This is a genomic window from Halomonas sp. KAO, from assembly GCF_015595025.1.
GTDB lineage: Bacteria > Pseudomonadota > Gammaproteobacteria > Pseudomonadales > Halomonadaceae > Halomonas.
Map to the genome: position 1 here is coordinate 1 of NZ_JADNRL010000012.1, position 17345 is coordinate 17345.

General features: G+C 65.6%; 16 protein-coding genes. 4 read left to right on the top strand and 12 right to left on the bottom strand.

Features of this window, described 5'->3' with window-relative positions:
* Positions 1-128: 128 nt before the first annotated feature.
* Both trxB and IOC61_RS05315 read right to left on the bottom strand, forming a co-directional pair.
* A complete protein-coding gene (trxB, locus tag IOC61_RS05310) occupies positions 129-1082 on the bottom strand; it encodes a thioredoxin-disulfide reductase (RefSeq protein WP_195687842.1) in 954 nt (317 codons plus the stop codon).
* A 107-nt stretch (positions 1083-1189) separates the two neighbouring features.
* Positions 1190-1399: a CPXCG motif-containing cysteine-rich protein gene (locus IOC61_RS05315; RefSeq protein ID WP_132042877.1), complete on the bottom strand. Its 210-nt coding sequence runs from the start codon at positions 1397-1399 to the stop codon at positions 1190-1192.
* Between the two features lie 215 nt (positions 1400-1614).
* Between IOC61_RS05315 and acnA the strand changes: the two genes are divergently transcribed.
* On the top strand, positions 1615-4386 hold the full coding sequence (gene acnA / locus IOC61_RS05320; RefSeq protein WP_195687843.1) for an aconitate hydratase AcnA: 2772 nt from the start codon (positions 1615-1617) through the stop codon (positions 4384-4386).
* 264 nt (positions 4387-4650) lie between these two features.
* Here acnA and IOC61_RS05325 read toward each other — a convergent pair whose 3' ends face one another.
* The 10 genes from IOC61_RS05325 to radC all read right to left on the bottom strand — a co-directional run bounded on the left by IOC61_RS05325 (position 4651) and on the right by radC (position 13650).
* The gene (locus IOC61_RS05325) at positions 4651-6330 is read right to left on the bottom strand and encodes an NAD-dependent malic enzyme (RefSeq protein ID WP_195687844.1); all 1680 of its coding nucleotides are present in this window, start codon (positions 6328-6330) and stop codon (positions 4651-4653) included.
* Positions 6331-6477: 147 nt separating this feature from the next.
* Positions 6478-6807, bottom strand: a complete 330-nt coding sequence (locus IOC61_RS05330; protein WP_195687845.1) for a hypothetical protein — start codon at positions 6805-6807, stop codon at positions 6478-6480.
* A 183-nt stretch (positions 6808-6990) separates the two neighbouring features.
* Positions 6991-8199: a YeeE/YedE family protein gene (locus tag IOC61_RS05335; protein WP_195687846.1), complete on the bottom strand. Its 1209-nt coding sequence runs from the start codon at positions 8197-8199 to the stop codon at positions 6991-6993.
* A 203-nt stretch (positions 8200-8402) separates the two neighbouring features.
* Positions 8403-9428: a tryptophan--tRNA ligase gene (trpS, locus tag IOC61_RS05340; RefSeq protein WP_195687847.1), complete on the bottom strand. Its 1026-nt coding sequence runs from the start codon at positions 9426-9428 to the stop codon at positions 8403-8405.
* Positions 9429-9613: 185 nt separating this feature from the next.
* Complete coding sequence (locus IOC61_RS05345; protein WP_324254689.1) at positions 9614-9940, bottom strand: putative signal transducing protein; 327 nt, start codon at positions 9938-9940, stop codon at positions 9614-9616.
* Positions 9933-11126 (bottom strand): class I SAM-dependent rRNA methyltransferase, encoded by a 1194-nt coding sequence (locus tag IOC61_RS05350; protein WP_195687848.1) that lies wholly within the window; start codon positions 11124-11126, stop codon positions 9933-9935. Before IOC61_RS05350 ends, IOC61_RS05345 begins: the two co-directional genes overlap by 8 nt.
* A 19-nt stretch (positions 11127-11145) precedes the next feature.
* Complete coding sequence (mutM, locus tag IOC61_RS05355; protein WP_195687849.1) at positions 11146-11976, bottom strand: bifunctional DNA-formamidopyrimidine glycosylase/DNA-(apurinic or apyrimidinic site) lyase; 831 nt, start codon at positions 11974-11976, stop codon at positions 11146-11148.
* A gap of 103 nt (positions 11977-12079) precedes the next feature.
* Positions 12080-12235 (bottom strand): 50S ribosomal protein L33, encoded by a 156-nt coding sequence (gene rpmG / locus IOC61_RS05360; RefSeq protein WP_097790452.1) that lies wholly within the window; start codon positions 12233-12235, stop codon positions 12080-12082.
* A 42-nt stretch (positions 12236-12277) separates the two neighbouring features.
* On the bottom strand, positions 12278-12514 hold the full coding sequence (gene rpmB / locus IOC61_RS05365; RefSeq protein ID WP_132042892.1) for a 50S ribosomal protein L28: 237 nt from the start codon (positions 12512-12514) through the stop codon (positions 12278-12280).
* 461 nt (positions 12515-12975) lie between these two features.
* Positions 12976-13650, bottom strand: a complete 675-nt coding sequence (gene radC, locus IOC61_RS05370; RefSeq protein ID WP_195687850.1) for a RadC family protein — start codon at positions 13648-13650, stop codon at positions 12976-12978.
* Positions 13651-14074: 424 nt separating this feature from the next.
* Here radC and coaBC point away from each other — a divergent pair, with 424 nt between their 5' ends.
* The 3 genes from coaBC (at position 14075) to IOC61_RS05385 (ending at position 17338) form a co-directional block, all read left to right on the top strand.
* On the top strand, positions 14075-15328 hold the full coding sequence (gene coaBC, locus IOC61_RS05375) for a bifunctional phosphopantothenoylcysteine decarboxylase/phosphopantothenate--cysteine ligase CoaBC (RefSeq protein ID WP_195687851.1): 1254 nt from the start codon (positions 14075-14077) through the stop codon (positions 15326-15328).
* A 73-nt stretch (positions 15329-15401) separates the two neighbouring features.
* Complete coding sequence (gene dut, locus IOC61_RS05380; protein WP_195687852.1) at positions 15402-15899, top strand: dUTP diphosphatase; 498 nt, start codon at positions 15402-15404, stop codon at positions 15897-15899.
* Between the two features lie 44 nt (positions 15900-15943).
* Positions 15944-17338: a phosphomannomutase/phosphoglucomutase gene (locus IOC61_RS05385; protein WP_195687853.1), complete on the top strand. Its 1395-nt coding sequence runs from the start codon at positions 15944-15946 to the stop codon at positions 17336-17338.
* The last annotated feature ends 7 nt before the right edge of the window (positions 17339-17345 follow it).

The following is a 17345-nucleotide window of genomic DNA, read 5'->3' on the forward strand; positions in this document are numbered from 1 at the left end:
GAAGCCGGAAGCCGGAAGCCGGAAGCCGGAAGCCGGAAGCCGGAAGCCGGAAAACAGCATGCCTCCACCAACACTGGGGTAAGCCTTTTCTTCCAGCTTCCTGGAGCGAAGCGACGCTCTTCCGGCTACTAACTTAATTCGTCGAGGTAGCGCTCGGCGTCGAGCGCCGCCATGCAGCCGCTGCCGGCGGAGGTGACCGCCTGGCGGTAGACATGGTCCATCACGTCGCCGGCGGCGAACACGCCCGGCACGCTGGTGGCGGTGGCGTTGCCCTCGAGGCCTGACTTGACCTTGATGTAACCACCATTCATCTCCAGCTGCCCCTCGAAGATGCCGGTATTGGGGCTGTGGCCGATGGCGATAAACACGCCCGGTGCCGCGAGCTCCTTGGTCTCGCCGGTCGTGGTGGAGGCCAGGCGCACACCGGTCACGCCGCTGTTGTCGCCCAGCACCTCCTCCAGGGTGTGGTTCCACTCCAGCACCACCTTGCCCTCCTCGGCCTTCTGGAACAGCTTGTCCTGAAGGATCTTCTCGGCACGCAGGCTGTCACGACGGTGCACCAGGGTAACCTTCGAGGCGATATTGGCCAGATACAGGGCCTCCTCCACGGCGGTATTGCCGCCACCGACCACGACCACCTCCTGGTTGCGGTAGAAGAAGCCATCGCAGGTAGCACAGGCCGACACGCCCTGGCCCATCAGCTTCTGCTCGGACTCCAGCCCCAGATAGCGGGCGCTGGCGCCGGTGGCGATGATCAGTGCGTCGCAGGTATAGGTGCCGTTGTCGCCCTTCAGGGCGAAGGGGCGCTCACGCAGCTCCACCTCGTGGATATGGTCGAACAGCACCTCGGTATCGAAGCGTTCGGCGTGGCGCTTCATGCGCTCCATCAGCTCGGGTCCCTGTACGCCGGCATCATCGCCGGGCCAGTTGTCCACATCGGTGGTGGTGGTCAGCTGCCCTCCCGCCTGCATGCCGGTGATCAGCAGCGGCTTGAGGTTGGCGCGGGCCGCATAGACGGCGGCGGTATACCCCGCCGGACCGGAACCGAGAATGATCAGGCGCTCATGACGCACATCGCTCATGGAAAGACCTCGTGCAGTAACGTTCGAAATAGAGTGGCGTCATTGTAACAGCCACGCCGCCTCCTAGGGTCGGTGTGCCCCGATCGAGGCAGCCCTGTCGCGCGTCGCTAGAGCACCTCGTCGTCGCGGCCCAGCACCACCGTCAGCACCTCGGGATCGCCGGGGTCGGCCTCGATGCGTACCTGGATAGGCGCACAGCAGACGTGGCAATCCTCCCAGGTGATCTGGCTGCCCTGGGAGGCATCCAGCAGCAGATCGAAGGGGGCATCGCAGTAGGGACAACGCACCCGCCGCGGGGTCAGTGCCTCTTCATGCATGGGGACTCCCCGGCCGTGCTCGGCCTGTCATGAAAGCATGGGTTAGCGCATGACTTTCCGGCGCTTGAGCAACGCTGACACAGATGAAATGAGATGGCGACACCCGGCGAACATTTCAAGCACCTCCGGGCAGCAGTTGAAAAGCCTGCCTATCATGACCATATACATTAAGGCGTACCAGGAAGGTTCGTTCACACTCCGACGGGAGGATTTCGATGAGCACCGACTCTTTTTCCGATACTCTGCAGAGCCTCGAGGCCGCAGGCCGGACCTACCACTACTACAGCCTGTCCAAGGCAGCCGAGGCGCTGGGAAGCATCGAGCGCCTGCCCAAGACCCTCAAGATCCTGTTCGAGAACCAGTTGCGCTTTGCCGATGACGAGAGCGTGTCCCGAGAGGACATGCAGGCACTGGTGGACTGGCAGCAGGAGGGACGCTCCGACCGCGAAATCGGCTACCGGCCGGCCCGTGTGTTGATGCAGGACTTCACCGGCGTGCCGGGGGTCGTAGACCTCGCCTCCATGCGTGCGGCCGTCGAGCGCCTGGGCGAGGATCCGGCACGGATCAACCCGCTCTCCCCGGTGGACCTGGTCATCGACCACTCGGTGATGGTGGACAAGTTCGGCAACCCCTCCGCGTTCAAGGACAACGTGGCCATCGAGATGGAGCGCAACCGCGAACGCTACGAATTCCTGCGCTGGGGTCAGGAGGCCTTCGACAGCTTCCGTGTGGTGCCACCGGGCACCGGCATCTGTCACCAGGTCAACCTCGAGTATCTGGGCAGAACGGTGTGGACCAGGGAACAGGACGGCAAGACCCTCGCCTACCCCGACACCCTGGTGGGTACCGACTCTCACACCACCATGATCAACGGCCTCGGCGTACTCGGCTGGGGCGTGGGGGGTATCGAGGCCGAAGCCGCCATGCTGGGTCAGCCGGTCTCGATGCTGATTCCCGAGGTGGTCGGTTTCAAGTTGACCGGCAAGCTGCGCGAGGGGATCACCGCCACCGACCTGGTGCTCACGGTGACCCAGATGCTGCGCAATCACGGCGTGGTGGGCAAGTTCGTGGAGTTCTACGGTGACGGCCTCAAGGACCTGCCACTGGCCGACCGCGCCACCATCGCCAACATGGCACCGGAGTATGGCGCCACCTGTGGCTTCTTCCCGGTAGACGACGAGACGCTGACCTATATGCGCCTCACCGGCCGCGACGATGCTCAGATCGCCCTGGTGGAGGCCTACAGCAAGGCCCAGGGTCTGTGGCGCGAGCCCGGCGAGGAGCCGGTGTTCAGCGACACCCTGGCGCTGGACATGACCGAGGTCGAAGCCAGCCTGGCCGGCCCCAAGCGCCCGCAGGATCGCGTGGCCCTCTCCGACATGAAGTCGACCTTCGAGGCGCTGCTCGAGGACGACACGGAGGCCAGAACCACCGAGCCGGGCGTCAAGCAGGCCGCATCCGTGGAGAAGGGCCGCCTGTTCTCCGAAGGCGGGCAGACCGCGGTGGGCGTGGAGCGCAGCTTCGAGCATGCCGACAGCCAGGACGTCGACCTCGACGGGGAGCAGTTCAAGCTCAACCCGGGCGATGTGGTGATCGCCGCCATCACCTCCTGTACCAACACCTCCAACCCCAGCGTGATGATGGCTGCCGGCCTGCTGGCCCGCAAGGCCCGCGAGCAGGGGCTAGCCACCAAACCCTGGGTGAAGACCTCGCTGGCGCCGGGCTCCAAGGTGGTCACCGACTACCTGGCCGCCGGTGGCGTGCAGGAGGACCTCGACGCCCTCGGCTTCAACCTGGTGGGCTATGGCTGCACCACCTGCATCGGCAACTCCGGTCCCCTGGCGGAGCCCATCGAGCAGGCCATCAATACGGCCGACCTCACCGTGGCCTCGGTCCTCTCCGGTAACCGCAACTTCGAGGGTCGCGTGCACCCGCTGGTCAAGACCAACTGGCTCGCTTCACCGCCCCTGGTCGTGGCCTATGCCCTGGCCGGCAACGTCCAGCTCGACCTGACCCGCGAGCCGCTGGGTACCGGCAAGGACGGTGAGCCGATCTATCTCAAGGATATCTGGCCCAGCCAGGCGGAAATCGCCGAAGCGGTGGAGCGGGTCAACACCGAGATGTTCCGCAAGCAGTATGCCGAGGTCTTCGACGGCGACGAGGTCTGGAAGGCCATCGAGGTGCCCCAGAGCAAGGTCTACCAGTGGTCGACGGACTCCACCTATATCCAGCACCCGCCCTTCTTCGACGGCATGCAGCGAGAACCCGATGTCGTGGAGGACGTCAAGGACGCCCGTATCCTGGCCATGCTGGGTGACTCGGTGACTACCGACCATATCTCGCCGGCCGGCGCCATCAAGCCAGACAGTCCCGCCGGTCGCTACTTGCAGGAGCACGGGGTCAAGCCGGTGGACTTCAACTCCTACGGTTCACGGCGCGGCAACCATGAAGTGATGATGCGTGGCACCTTCGCCAACGTCCGCATCCAGAACGAGATGCTCGACGGCGTGGTGGGCGGCGAGACACGCCATGTGCCCTCCGGCGAACAGATGGCGATCTATGACGCCGCCATGAAGTACCAGCAGGAGAACACTCCGCTGGTGGTGGTGGCTGGCAAGGAGTACGGCACCGGCTCCAGTCGTGACTGGGCCGCCAAGGGGACGCGCCTGCTTGGCGTCCGCGCGGTACTGGCCGAGTCCTACGAGCGTATCCACCGCTCCAACCTGATCGGCATGGGCGTGGTGCCGCTGCAGTTCCCCGAGGGCGAGAGTCGCCAGTCGCTGGGGCTCACCGGCGATGAGCAGATCTCCATCGCAGGGCTCTCCGAACTCACCCCGGGCAGCAGCGTCAAGGTGACCATCAAGAGCGACAAGGGCGAGAAGAACATCGAGGCGCTGTGCCGCATCGATACCGCCAACGAGCTGGAGTACTACCGCCATGGCGGCATCCTGCACTATGTGCTGCGCAAGATGATCGGTTCGGCCTGATAGCACTTAGGCGAGAGGCGTCGGGGACAGGCCATAGAGGGGGTCCTATGCCAGGGAGGGCATCGGTGGCGCCCAGGGACGGGTTCACAGCGCCCCCTCGACGGTCCGGCGCCCCGGGGCCTGTCGCCGAATTAGCCTTGAGCTTCCCCCAGTTGAAACAGACTTCAATAAGCCCCACCGGAATATCCGGCGGGGCTTATTGGTTTCGAGCGTCAGATGTCGAACAACCTCCTGGCTCAGAGCGCTTGATTCGGCGCTGCTGGCCTAGAAGGAGCGGCGACGATAGCGCCGATACTCCGGGCTCCAGCTGTTGCGCTCGATGGCCTCGCGCAGCTTGATGCCGTTGGTCTTCAGCGCCATGCCCTCGCCCTGGGCCTGACCGGCCACATCGAAGGCGATCGCCTTGGAGAGCTCGCGAATCGTGCTCAGCGGTGGCAGCAGCGCGCCCTTGCCCTCCTTGACGATAGGCGCCTCGCGCGCCAGCGCTCGAGAGGCGGCCATCAACATGTCGTCGGTCACTCGCCGAGCCTCGGCGGCGATCACCCCAAGGCCGATCCCCGGGAAGATATAGGCATTGTTGCACTGGGCGATGGGAATGGTGCGCCCCTCGTACTCCACCGGGGCGAAGGGACTGCCGGTCGCGACCAGCGCCGCCCCATCGGTCCAGCGAATCACATCCTCGGGCAAGGCTTCAGCCTGGGAGGTGGGGTTGGAGAGTGGCATGATGACCGGCGTCTCGCAGCTGGCGTGCATGGTACGCACCACCTCCTCGGTAAAGATGCCCGGCCGCCCGCATACCCCGATCAGCACCGTCGGCTTGACCTGTCGCACCGTCTCGACCAAGTCCTGGCCATTCCAGCCCTCGGTAAGGGCCGCACCGTGGGCCAGACGGCTCTGGAAATCGCGCAACCAGTCCTGGTCGTCGGTGACCAGCCCCTCCCGGTCGACCATGTAGATACGGTCGCGAGCCTCCCGTTCGGAGAGCCCCTCCGCCTGCATGGCCACCACCACCTGTTCGGCGATGCCGCAGCCGGCGGAGCCCGCTCCCACGAACACCACACGCTGCTGGGTGATCCCCTCACCACGGGCCTTGCAGGCCGCCATCAGGGTGCCTACCACCACCGCGGCGGTCCCCTGGACATCGTCGTTGAAGCAGCACAGCTCATCACGGTAGCGCGTCAGCAGCGGTACGGCATTGGCCTGGGCAAAGTCCTCGAACTGCAACAGCACCCCCGGCCAGCGCCGCTTCACCGCCACGATGAACGCTTCGATGAAGGCGTCATACTCCTCCTGGGAGATCCGCGGGTGGCGCCATCCCATGTACATCGGGTCATCGAGCAGCGCCTGATTGTTGGTCCCCACATCGAGCATGATCGGCAAGGTATAGGCGGGGCTGATGCCTCCACAGGCGGTATACAGCGACAGCTTGCCGATCGGAATCCCCATGCCCCCGATACCCTGATCCCCCAGGCCAAGAATGCGCTCACCATCGGTGACCACGATCACCTTGACCTTCTCCTTGGTGGCGGAGCGCAGGATGTCATCCATCCGGCCACGATCGGGATAGCTGATGAACAGCCCCCGGTGGTTGCGATAGATATTGGAGAACTCCTGACACGCCTTGCCCACCGTGGGCGTATAGATGATGGGCAGCATCTCCTCGAGGTGCTCCGAGACCAGTCGATAATAGAGGGTCTCGTTGTCATCCTGGATGGCGCGCAGGTAGATATGCTTGTCGAGATCGGTCTGGCACTGTTGGTACTGTCGGTAGGCCCGTTCCAGCTGCTCCTCGATGGTCTCCACACACTGCGGCAACAGGCCGATCAGGTTGAACTCGATGCGCTCTTCCTGACTGAAGGCGCTGCCCTTGTTGAGCAGCGGCATCTCCAGCAGCGGCGGACCGGCATAGGGAATATACAAGGGGCGCTTGGATTCGGTGGTCATCTCAGCTCTCGATCGGTTGACGGGAACAGGCCTGGGGCACCCTGTCGGCACCCCTCGAATACTCTACCATGCACGAAACGGCAGCGCCCCGGCCAAGACCGGGGCGCTCGATGCCGGATTGCTAATCCCCGGCGACCAGACTGAGCCTCAGTCGAGGTCGTCGAGGGTTACCACCAGGTCGCGACGCGATACATCGACATCCCAGAAGGTATAGGAGTCGCCGTCCGAGTCGACCAGCTTGATGTCGAAGTAGGGGCTCTTGTACCCGGTCAGCGTGACCCGACGCGAGGCGCCATCGAGCATGACCTCGTCTCCCAGCACATCCTCCTCCCAGGAGGTCGACTTCCCGGGGCTGACATAGAGGTAGTAGATGGTGTAGCCGGTGTCATTGGTGATATCGACATAGTAGTCCCGCGCCTGCGCGGTCACCGCGAACAGGATCAGGAAGAGAGCCAGTAGCCAGCGTTGAATCGACATCGTCGGTTCCTTTCATTGGAGTGGCGCGCTAGCCACGGGAGTCATTATTGTTAATTTAGAATAATCACACTCATGACAGAGTGCCAACTCCATTCGGGCCACCACACGTGATGAGAGAGGCCCACCATGACGCAACCACCGCCCCCTCCCATGGAACCCACCCCGAAAGTGCCTGCGGTGCCGTCAGCTTCCCTTGACCGACGCGATGGATGAGGCCGATGCCTTGAAGAAGAACGGCCGCAGCTTCACCCCGAACATGTTGCCGGCGAAGGCCGCCACCAGCCACACCCAGCCGTGCAGGCTGCCGGAGGCGATACCGCTGAAGTAGGCGCCGATATTGCAGCCGAAGGCCAGACGAGCACCATAGCCGAGCATGATGCCACCGATCACGGCAGCCAGCACCGAGCGCAGGGGAATGCGAAAGCTGGGGGCGAAACGGCCGGCCAGCGAGGCGGCGATCAAGGCACCGAGCGTCAGGCCGATGTTCATGACGCTGGTGATATCACGCCAGATCGTGGCCTCCAGGGCGGCGGCATTCCACGAGGACTGCCAGTAGCCCCACTGGCTGACATCTCCCCCCAGTGCCGTGAAGCCCTTGGCGCCCCACAGGGCGAAGGCGGAGGTGATGCCCCAGGGGCGGCCGGCCAGGGCCAGGGTGGCGAAGTTCAGCAGCGCCAGGGCCACGGCCCCCGCCAGCAGTGGCCAGGGACCGAGAAGCCAGCGTCGATTGCCGACATCGATCTTCGCTGCCCGCTCAAGCTGTCCGTGCCGGCGCTTCTCCATCACCACCGTAAAGGCGGCGATGGCCGCAAACAGCCCCAGGCTGATCGCCATTCCCCCCCCGGTGCCCGCGGTCTTGACCAGCGACACCGGCTGGAGTGCCGGCAGACTCTGCCACCAGTCGAAGTGGGCGGTACCGATCAGCGAGCCGATAATGAAGAACACTAGGGTGATCATCATGCGCGCATTGCCGCCCCCGGCGGTAAACAGGGTGCCGGAGGCACAGCCACCCCCCAGCTGCATGCCCACACCAAAGAGAAAGGCCCCGAACACCACCGATACGCCGATGGGTGCCACGAAGCCATAGACCGGCTGACCCAACAGGCTGCCGGCCCCCAGTGCCGGGAAGAACAGCAACACCGCGATGGCCAGCATCACCATCTGCGCGCGCAGGCCACGGCCTCGCCGCTCGGTGATAAAGACCCGCCAGGCGGCGGTAAAGCCGAAGGCCGCATGGTAGAGCACCATGCCCAGCAGGCCGCCAACCACCATCACCCCCCCAAGGCGCGCGCCGAAGACGGTGCCCACGACCAGGGCCCCCAGCAGCAGGGCCCCGGCCGCCACGGCGGGAAGGGAGAGTCGCGTAGGTCGGGTCAAGGCGAATTCACTCATGGCAGGTTCACTCGGAGGCAGAGGAGCATCACGGGGAGATGGACATCACGGGACAGGGTGCCCGCAAATCCGTCAGGATAACGGGCCCCTTAAATCGCGTAAAAGTATTTAAAAGAAAATATTGATACCAAAAAGTAATTAAAGGCTCGAACGAATGACGGGCGCCATCAGGCGCCCGTCCTATCACCGCAGCCGAGGCCGCGTCAGACGAAGCGACCCAGTCCTGCCGCCTGCCGCAGGCGGTCCATCAGAGGCGCCGCTTCGGCCCGAGCGCGCTCGGCCCCCTTCAGCAGCACCTGCTCGATATGCCCCGGATCCTCCAGCAACGCCTGGTAGCGCTCGCGAGGCTCGCGCAGATGGTCGTTGAGGTATTCGAAGACACGGTTCTTGGCCTCGCCCCAGCCGATGCCACCGGCATACTCCTCGCGCATGGCCGCCGTCTCCTCGGCCGTGGCGAACGCAGAGTAGATCTGGAACAGGGTGCAGGTATCCGGATCCTTGGGCTCGCCGGGCTCCAGCGAGTTGGTCTTGATCTTGCGCACCAGCTTCTGCAGCTTCTTCTCGGAAACGAACAGCGGAATGGTGTTGTTGTAGCTCTTGGACATCTTGCGTCCGTCCAGACCACCCAGCACCTCGACCTTCTGGTCCACCACCGCCTCGGGCAGGGTGAAGTACTGCCCCTTGTAGAGATGGTTGAAGCGACCCGCCATATCACGGGCCATCTCGATATGCTGGATCTGATCACGCCCCACCGGCACCCGGTTGGCGTTGAACATCAGGATATCGGCGGCCATCAGCACCGGATACCCGAACAGGCCCATGGTGATGCCCTTGTCGGGGTCCTGGTTGCCGGCCGCCTCGTTCTCGGCTACCGCCGCCTTGTAGGCATGGGCACGATTCATCAGCCCCTTGGCACAGACACAGGTGAGCATCCAGGTCAGCTCGGGGATCTCGGGAATGTCCGACTGCCGGTAGAAGATGGCGTTATCGGTGTCCAGACCGAGCGCCATCCAGGTGGCGGCGATCTCCAGGCGCGACTCCTGCACCCGACGCGGATCCTGACACTTGATCAATGCATGCAGGTCGGCCAGGAAGTAGTAGGACTGGACACCCGGGTCCTGGCTCGCCTCGATGGCGGGCTTGATGGCACCGACATAGTTACCCAGATGGGGGGTGCCGGTGGTGGTAATGCCGGTAAGGACGCGGATCTTCTCGGAAGCTGCACTCATGGAAAGCGGACTCTGCGGTTCGTAAATGGTCGCTATGGTAACGCGCAGGCCCCCACAAGGCGACCAGGGTCAGACGCCGCCCCTATTCCCTACCCCCTATCCCCGATGACCGATAGCCGGGAGCACGCGGCAGCGTGTGGCAAAGGGTTCGACCAGGCTCTGGGCCCGCCCTCGCACCCTCGCCCTCAGGGGCGCCCTGCTCCACACTTCCAGCAGGCCTCGAAGACCCCCTCCAGGGTCTCGCCGCAGCCCGGGCAGTGCCAGGCCGCGGCATCGCTCCTGCCCGCCAGGGCATCGCCTATCAGGGCGTCGGCACGTTCGCGATTATGCGACTTCACCCACACCTCGGGCTCGCACTCCCCGAGCGGCAGCTCACCGGCGCCGCCACCCAGGGTCATATTGCGCAACTCCGCGGGGATGTCCGCCGCTTCGAGCAGGTTATACACATGGCTGACCAGCAGCGCATTGCTGTGGACAAAGACACGCACCGACTCACCCACCCTGTCAATCACGGAAGACCCGCGCCCCCAGCGCCTTCAGGTAGCTGGTCTCGGGAATCGCCGGATGCACCGGATGATCCGGTCCCTGATGGCCCTGGAAGAGAATCTGGCCATGACGATCCTGATGACGCACCGCTCCACGCACCACGTCGACCAGCCGCTCCGGGGCCAGGTGCATGGAGCACGATGCCGAGAGCAGCAGGCCATCGCGGCCCAGCAGGCGCATCGCCTCACGATTGAGCTTGCCGTAGGCGCGCTCGCCGTTGGGGATATCCTTGCGCTTCTTGATGAAGGCGGGCGGGTCGAGGATCACCACATCGAACTGCTCGCCCTCCGCCTTGAGAGCCGCCAGAACGTCGAAGGCATCCCCCTCTCCCACCGACACCTGCTCGTGCAGGCCATTGAGCGCGGCATTGTCGGCCACCCGCTCCAGCGCCGGGGCCGAGGCATCCACGCAGAGCACCTCCCGGGCACCATGAGCCGCGGCCTGTACGCCCCAGCCGCCAACATAGCTGAACAGGTCCAGCACCCGCTTGCCGGCCACGAACTGATTGAGCCAGGCGCGGTTGACGCGGTGGTCATAGAACCAGCCGGTCTTCTGGCCATCCAGCACCGGTGCCGAGAAGCGCACGCCATTCTCCTCCAGCAGCACGGGGTCACCCACGTCGCCCTTGACCACCTCCACGGAGCGCTCGAGGCCCTCCTGACGGCGTCCCGAGGTGTCGTTGCGCAGCACCACGTTCACGGGTGAGAGCACCTTGTCCAGGGCATCGAGGAGCTCGGGCAGCACCGCCTGCATGCCGGCGGTATTGAGCTGCACCACCAGCGTATCGCCGAAGCGGTCGATCACCAGTCCAGGTAGCAGATCGCCCTCGCCGTGCACGAGGCGGTAGTAGGGGGCGGCAAACAGCTGCTGGCGAAGCGACAGGGCCTGGTTGAGGCGGTGTACCAGCAGCGAGCGGTCGAGACTCTGCTGTGGATCCCGGGAGACCAGACGCGCGCAGATCAGCGAGTTGGGGTTGACGTAGGCCACGCCCATGGCCTTGCCATTGGCCGCCTCCACCACCACCTGCTGCCCCGGCTCCAGGCCCTTGAGCGGTGTCGCCGCGGTATCGATCTCGTTGGAGTAGAGCCACAGGTGGCCGGCCTTCAGGCGGCGGTCGGCGTTCTTCTTCAGGCGAAGTGAGGACAGGGTCATGGTGGGTCTCTCCGGGAAGTCAGGTCTGGCAACGGGGGCAGTAGACACTGGCCCGCTGCCCGAGGATGATAAGGCGCAGCTCGGTGCCACAGCGCCGGCAGGGCTCGCCATGGCGGCCGTAGACATTGAGCCGCTGCTTGAAGTAGCCGGGCTCGCCGGTGCCTCCGACGAAGTCTCGCAGGGTCGTGCCCCCCTGGGTAATGGCGGCGGCCAGCACCTCCTTGGCCGCGGCGGCCAGGCGCGCATAGCGCTCGGCCGAAATCCGCCCGGCGGCGCGACGTGGGTCGATGCCGGCCATGAACAGCGCCTCGGAAGCGTAGATATTACCGACCCCCACCACCACGGCGTTGTCCATCAGGAAGGGCTTGACCGCGACACGCCGCCCTCGCGAGAGGCGGTAGAGCCGCTCACCGTCGAAGGCCTCCGAAAGTGGCTCCGGTCCCAGCCGCCTCAGGCGCGAATCCGCTTCAACGCTGCCGGCCAGCCAATCGACGAAGCCGAAGCGCCGCGGGTCGTGATAGCGCAGGATGGCACCATCATCGAGCACCAGGTCGAGGTGGTCATGCTTTCTGGGCAGCTCGCCGAGACGCACGATGCGCAGACTGCCCGACATGCCCAGATGCCATAGCAGGGTCGCCCCGGCAGAGTCTCCTCCGGCGAGGGGGAACAGCAGGTACTTGGCACGACGGGCCAGCGAGCCGATGCGAGCGCCTACCAGTCGCTCGGCCAGGTCGGCCGGTACCGGCACTCGCAGACGGGACTGGCGCACGACCACTTCACCGATCTCACGCCCCTCGACATGCGGGGCGATGCCACGGCGGGTAGTCTCGACTTCGGGGAGTTCTGGCATCGGCGACAGGCTCTACGGCTTCCTCAGAAACGCCTGAACCCGGCTGAGGGATCAGCCGGGTTCAGATCGACAGGCTTGAACACCTGCGGAAGAGGATCAAGACTTACTTGATCTTGGCTTCCTTGTACATCACGTGCTTGCGAACAACCGGATCGTACTTCTTCATCTCCAGCTTGTCCGGAGTATTCCGCTTGTTCTTGTCGGTGGTGTAGAAGTGGCCGGTACCGGCGCTGGACACCATTCTGATCTTGTCACGCATGACTACTTGCTCCCCTTGTATGGATCGCTAGAAGCGAATCGCTTAGACGGCTTCGCCGCGCTTGCGGATATCGCCCAGAACCGCGTCGATACCCTTCTTGTCGATGATACGCATGCCCTTGGAAGAGACGCGCAGCTTGACGAAACGGTTCTCGGACTCCACCCAGAAACGGTGGGAGTGCAGGTTCGGCAGGAACCGGCGGCGGGTCTTGCGCTGGGAGTGTGAAACGTTGTTACCAGTCACCGGGCGCTTGCCGGTAACCTGACATACTTTGGACATGGGAGCCTCCAACCACTGGCCAGGTGTCAATCACCTGTTGTGTTCAAAACCTGTCGGGCAAACCGGGAGATCCCGTGACATTTGACCCAAGGGAATTCAAAGGCTGCACTTTATACCAGAGACCGCCTCACCGGACAAGCCCGGAGCGCAAGGACAGATCTGTCCCGCGACGGCGAGTACGACGCGAAAGGCGACTGACGGTGGGCAGGTGCTTGGCAGGCAGCCCCCGTACTCTTCGCTCAAGTCTCTCGGGGCCATGCGCAGCCGAGGCGACATTATAGAGCAAGTCGCGCCCCGCGTCATGTCCCACTGACGCAAAGCGAGAGGCGCCGGGGACAGCCCGGAGAGGGGGTCCGAGGACCAGGGACGGCCGAGGTAGCCTACACGGAGGTATTCACAGCGCCCCTTCGAAGGTCTGTCGCCGGATCAGCCGCGAGCGAGTCTGCCAAATACGCGCAAGGCTACAACCACCCTCGCTCGGCGAAGGAGACGACCTCGCCATCCCCGACCACGAAGTGGTCCAGCACGCGGATCTCGAACAGTCCGAGCGCCTCGCGCAGACGGTCGGTGATGCGCCGGTCGGCATCGGAGGGTTCGGCCACCCCCGATGGGTGGTTATGCGCGAGGATAAGCGCCCCGGCGCCCAGCTCCAGGGCGCGCCGCGCCACCTCACGAGGATAGACGGAGGCGCTGTCCAGGGTGCCGCGGAACAGCGATTCGTAGCGGATCACGCGGTGCTGGGTATCGAGGAATAGCGCGGCAAACTCTTCATGCCCCAGGTGGCGCAGCTGGCTGGAGAGGTAGGCGCGCACCAGGGTCGGCGAGGTGAGCGCCTCGCCTCGAGCCAGCTGGCTTGCCAGGTGCCGCCGCGACAGCTCGAGGGTGGCCTGAAGCTGGACATACTTGGCATCCCCCATGCCCCGCGCCACACAGAAGCGCTCGCGCTCGGCCTCCAGCAGCTGGCGCAGGCCGCCGAACTCCAGCAGCAGGTCGCGGGCCAGGTCCACCGCCGAACGGCCCTGCACGCCGACCCGCAGAAAGATCGCCAACAGCTCGGCATCCGAGAGCACCTCGGCACCCAGCGCCAGCAGCTTCTCCCTGGGGCGTTCCCCCTCCGGCCAGTCCTTGATCGACATCGCTCGCCCCTCCCCCCTCAACCTGGCCCTCAGTGTAGTCACTCTTCCCTGCCGGACCGGCTCGGCTTGTCATATCGGCTCCAGAACTATCGCAGCTGACAGCACCGCTCAAGGCTGTTCCGGCGACAGGTCCCGGAGCGCCGGACCGTCGAGAGGGCGCTACGAGTACCTCCTTGTAGGCTACCTCGGCCCTGCGGCGCTCTCGCGTCCCGCTCCGCTTGCAGGTCCGGTGCTGGCCACCCATGGCCAGCCCGTTCGGAGCAGTGCTCCTAACCCCTGGTCCTCGGACCCCCTCTCCGACCTATCCCCGGCGCCTTTCACTACCCTCTGTCGTTACCGCGATAGCCCTGAGATCGGCTCGGCTACGCAAGGTGGGACGCCAGTGGTAAGGTAGGCGGCTGAGATACTCGCCGGGAACCTGTCCATGTCATCGCCATCCGGAACCGGACTCACAGGCCGCCGCATTCTGCTCGGCATCAGTGCCGGTATCGCCGCCTACAAGAGCGCCCTGCTCGCTCGTCTGCTCAAGCAGGCGGGCTGCGAGGTGCGCGTCGTCATGACCGAGGGGGCCCAGGCCTTTATCACGCCGCTGACCCTGCAGGCCCTGACCGGTGAGCCCGTACGCACCTCGCTGCTGGACCCCGAGGCCGAGGCCGGCATGGGGCATATCGAGCTGGCGAAGTGGGCCGACACCATTCTGATCGCTCCGGCCACCGCCGACCTGATGGCACGCCTGGCCGCGGGCATGGCCGACGACCTGCTCACCACCCTGTGCCTGGCCAGTGATGCCGAGAAGGTCATGGCGCCCGCCATGAACCAGGCCATGTGGCGCCAGCCCGCGACCCGGCGCAATGCCGCCCGTCTCGACGAGGATGGCTGGCGCCTGCTGGGGCCGGACAGCGGCGATCAGGCCTGCGGCGATACCGGCCCCGGCCGCATGCTGGAGCCCGAGACGATCCTCGGGTCACTGCTCTCATCGCAGGCCGCCGATCACGCGCCGGCCTCCGGCCTGACCGTCACCATTACCGCCGGCCCGACCCGGGAGCCCCTGGACCCGGTGCGCTACCTCTCCAACCACAGCTCCGGCAAGATGGGCTACGCCCTGGCCACGGCTGCCGCGGCCCTGGGCGCCCGGGTCAAGCTGATCAGCGGCCCGGTGACCCTGCCCTGTCCGGCCGGGGTGGAGAGAATCGCGGTGGAGACGGCGCTCGAGATGCATGAGGCGACGGCGCGACTCGCCCCGCAGAGCGATATCTTTATCGGCTGCGCCGCGGTCGCCGACTACCGCGCCGAAGCGGCCGCCGAGCACAAGATCAAGAAGGTCGAGGGCGAGGATGCCCTGACCCTACGCCTGGTCAAGAACCCCGACATCATCGCCTCGGTGGCCACACTGCCGGTGCCACAGCGTCCGCTGGTGGTCGGCTTCGCCGCCGAGACCCGGGACGTCGCGAGCTATGCCCGCGACAAACTGGCTCGCAAGGGGCTCGACATGATCGTCGCCAACGATGTCTCTCGCGAGGGGCTCGGCTTCGGCAGCGATCACAACGCCGCCCTGCTGCTCTGGCGCGGCGCCGCGGGGGAGGAGCGGGAGAATCTCGCTCCCCAGCCGAAGCGCGAGATGGCCCAGGCGATCATGCGTCGTGCCCTGGCCTGCCTGGCCGAGCGAGCCGACGACTGAGCACACGGCGGCGGCCTGCCCCCGGCTGAGCCACCAACCGATCCACGACCCCGAACCGTATCAGGAACATCCGATGTCCCAACCCGATGCCAAGCCCCGCCTGGCCGTCAAGCTGCTCGACGAACGCCTGCGCGACTACCTGCCCCACTACGCCACCCGGGGCTCTGCCGGCATGGACCTGCGCGCCCTGCTCGACGACCCCCTGACCCTGAGCCCGGGCCAGTGCGAGCTGGTACGCACGGGGCTGGCCATTCATATCGCCGACCCGGCCCTCGCCGGCCTGGTCCTGCCCCGCTCGGGGCTGGGCCACAAGCACGGCATCGTGCTCGGCAATCTGGTGGGGCTGATCGATTCGGACTACCAGGGCGAGCTGATGATCTCGGTCTGGAACCGGGGTCAGGCCGACTTCACCCTGGAGCCCTTCGAGCGCCTGGCCCAGTACGTGCTGGTGCCGGTGGTACAGGCCGAGCTCGAGCTGGTAGACGACTTCGCTACCGGCCAGAGCAGCAGCCCCCAGGACAGTAATGGCCAGCGTGGCACCGGCGGCTTCGGCAGCTCCGGCCGCCACTGACCCAGCCAGCGCCTCCAGTCACCGCTCACAGGAACGCACGCTTCATGACCCAACACAGCCAGACCGTACCCGCCTCCATCTTCCGTGCCTACGATATTCGCGGCATCGTCGACGACACCCTCACCGAGCCCGCCGTCGAGCTGATCGGCCGCGCCATCGGCAGCGAGGCCGCCGCCCGCGGCGAATCCAGCGTGGTGGTTGCCCGCGACGGCCGGCTCTCCGGCGAGCGCCTCAAGGCCGCCCTGGTGCGGGGCCTGACCGCTACCGGCCGCGACGTCATCGACATCGGCATGGTGCCCACCCCGGTCCTCTACTTCGCCACCCACGTGCTGGACGGCGCCACCTCCGGGGTGATGGTCACCGGCAGCCATAACCCGCCCGACTACAACGGCTTCAAGATCGTGCTGGGCGGCGAGACCCTCTCGGGCGAGGCGATCACCGCCCTGCACGAGCGTATCGCCACGCACGACCTGAGCGAGGGCCAGGGCAGCCTGCGTGAGGTGGACGTGCGTGACGCCTATCTGGCACGCATCCTGGCCGACGTGCGCCTGACCCGTCCGCTCAAGGCGGTGGTCGACTGCGGCAATGGCGTAGCCGGCGAGCTCGGCCCGCAGCTGGTGGAGAGACTCGGCGTCGAGACCCTGCCGCTGTTCGCCGAGATCGATGGCACCTTCCCCAACCATCACCCGGACCCGGGCAAGCCCGAGAATCTTCGCGATCTGGTTCAGGCGGTGCAGGAGAGCGGCGCCGACATCGGCCTGGCCTTCGACGGCGATGGCGACCGCCTGGGGGTGATCACGCCCTCCGGCCGACTGATCTATCCGGACCATCTGATGATGGCCTTCGCCGAGGACATGCTCGAACGCAACCCCGGCGGCAAGGTGATCTACGACGTCAAGTGCACGGGCAACCTGGCCCGGGTGGTCGATGAGGCCGGTGGCGAGCCCGAGATGTGGCGCACCGGCCATTCACTGATCAAGGCACGCATGAAGGAGACGGGCGCCCTGCTCGCCGGCGAGATGAGCGGACACATCTTCTTCAAGGAGCGCTGGTACGGCTTCGATGATGGCCTCTACGCCGCCGCCCGCCTGCTGGAGATCCTCGCTCGCCAGGAACAGGACGCGGACGCCTTCTTCGACCGCTACCCTCAGGACAAGGGCACCCCGGAGATCAATATCACCGTCACCGACGAGACCAAGTTCGATCTGGTGGCACGCCTGGCCCGGGAGGGCGACTTCGGCGAGGAGGGCGTGAAGACCACCCTGGACGGCATCCGTGTCGACTACCCCGACGGCTGGGGACTGTGCCGCGCCTCCAACACCACCCCGGTGCTGGTGCTGCGCTTCGAGGGCAAGAGTGACTCGGCGCTCGAGCGCATCAAGGCGCGCTTCGCCGACGCCCTGGCCCAGGTGGCCCCCGAGCTGGATCTGGCGCTCTAAGCATGAA

Coding starts and splice junctions, on each gene's coding strand:
- IOC61_RS05385 (WP_195687853.1), top strand. CDS start 15,944: ATGACCCAACACAGCCAGACCGTACCCGCCTCCATCTTCCGTGCCTAC.
- coaBC (WP_195687851.1), top strand. CDS start 14,075: ATGTCATCGCCATCCGGAACCGGACTCACAGGCCGCCGCATTCTGCTC.
- IOC61_RS05335 (WP_195687846.1), bottom strand. CDS start 8,199: ATGAGTGAATTCGCCTTGACCCGACCTACGCGACTCTCCCTTCCCGCC.
- dut (WP_195687852.1), top strand. CDS start 15,402: ATGTCCCAACCCGATGCCAAGCCCCGCCTGGCCGTCAAGCTGCTCGAC.
- mutM (WP_195687849.1), bottom strand. CDS start 11,976: ATGCCAGAACTCCCCGAAGTCGAGACTACCCGCCGTGGCATCGCCCCG.
- IOC61_RS05315 (WP_132042877.1), bottom strand. CDS start 1,399: ATGCATGAAGAGGCACTGACCCCGCGGCGGGTGCGTTGTCCCTACTGC.
- IOC61_RS05350 (WP_195687848.1), bottom strand. CDS start 11,126: ATGACCCTGTCCTCACTTCGCCTGAAGAAGAACGCCGACCGCCGCCTG.
- rpmG (WP_097790452.1), bottom strand. CDS start 12,235: ATGCGTGACAAGATCAGAATGGTGTCCAGCGCCGGTACCGGCCACTTC.
- trpS (WP_195687847.1), bottom strand. CDS start 9,428: ATGAGTGCAGCTTCCGAGAAGATCCGCGTCCTTACCGGCATTACCACC.
- IOC61_RS05325 (WP_195687844.1), bottom strand. CDS start 6,330: ATGACCACCGAATCCAAGCGCCCCTTGTATATTCCCTATGCCGGTCCG.
- radC (WP_195687850.1), bottom strand. CDS start 13,650: ATGTCGATCAAGGACTGGCCGGAGGGGGAACGCCCCAGGGAGAAGCTG.
- rpmB (WP_132042892.1), bottom strand. CDS start 12,514: ATGTCCAAAGTATGTCAGGTTACCGGCAAGCGCCCGGTGACTGGTAAC.
- IOC61_RS05330 (WP_195687845.1), bottom strand. CDS start 6,807: ATGTCGATTCAACGCTGGCTACTGGCTCTCTTCCTGATCCTGTTCGCG.
- trxB (WP_195687842.1), bottom strand. CDS start 1,082: ATGAGCGATGTGCGTCATGAGCGCCTGATCATTCTCGGTTCCGGTCCG.
- acnA (WP_195687843.1), top strand. CDS start 1,615: ATGAGCACCGACTCTTTTTCCGATACTCTGCAGAGCCTCGAGGCCGCA.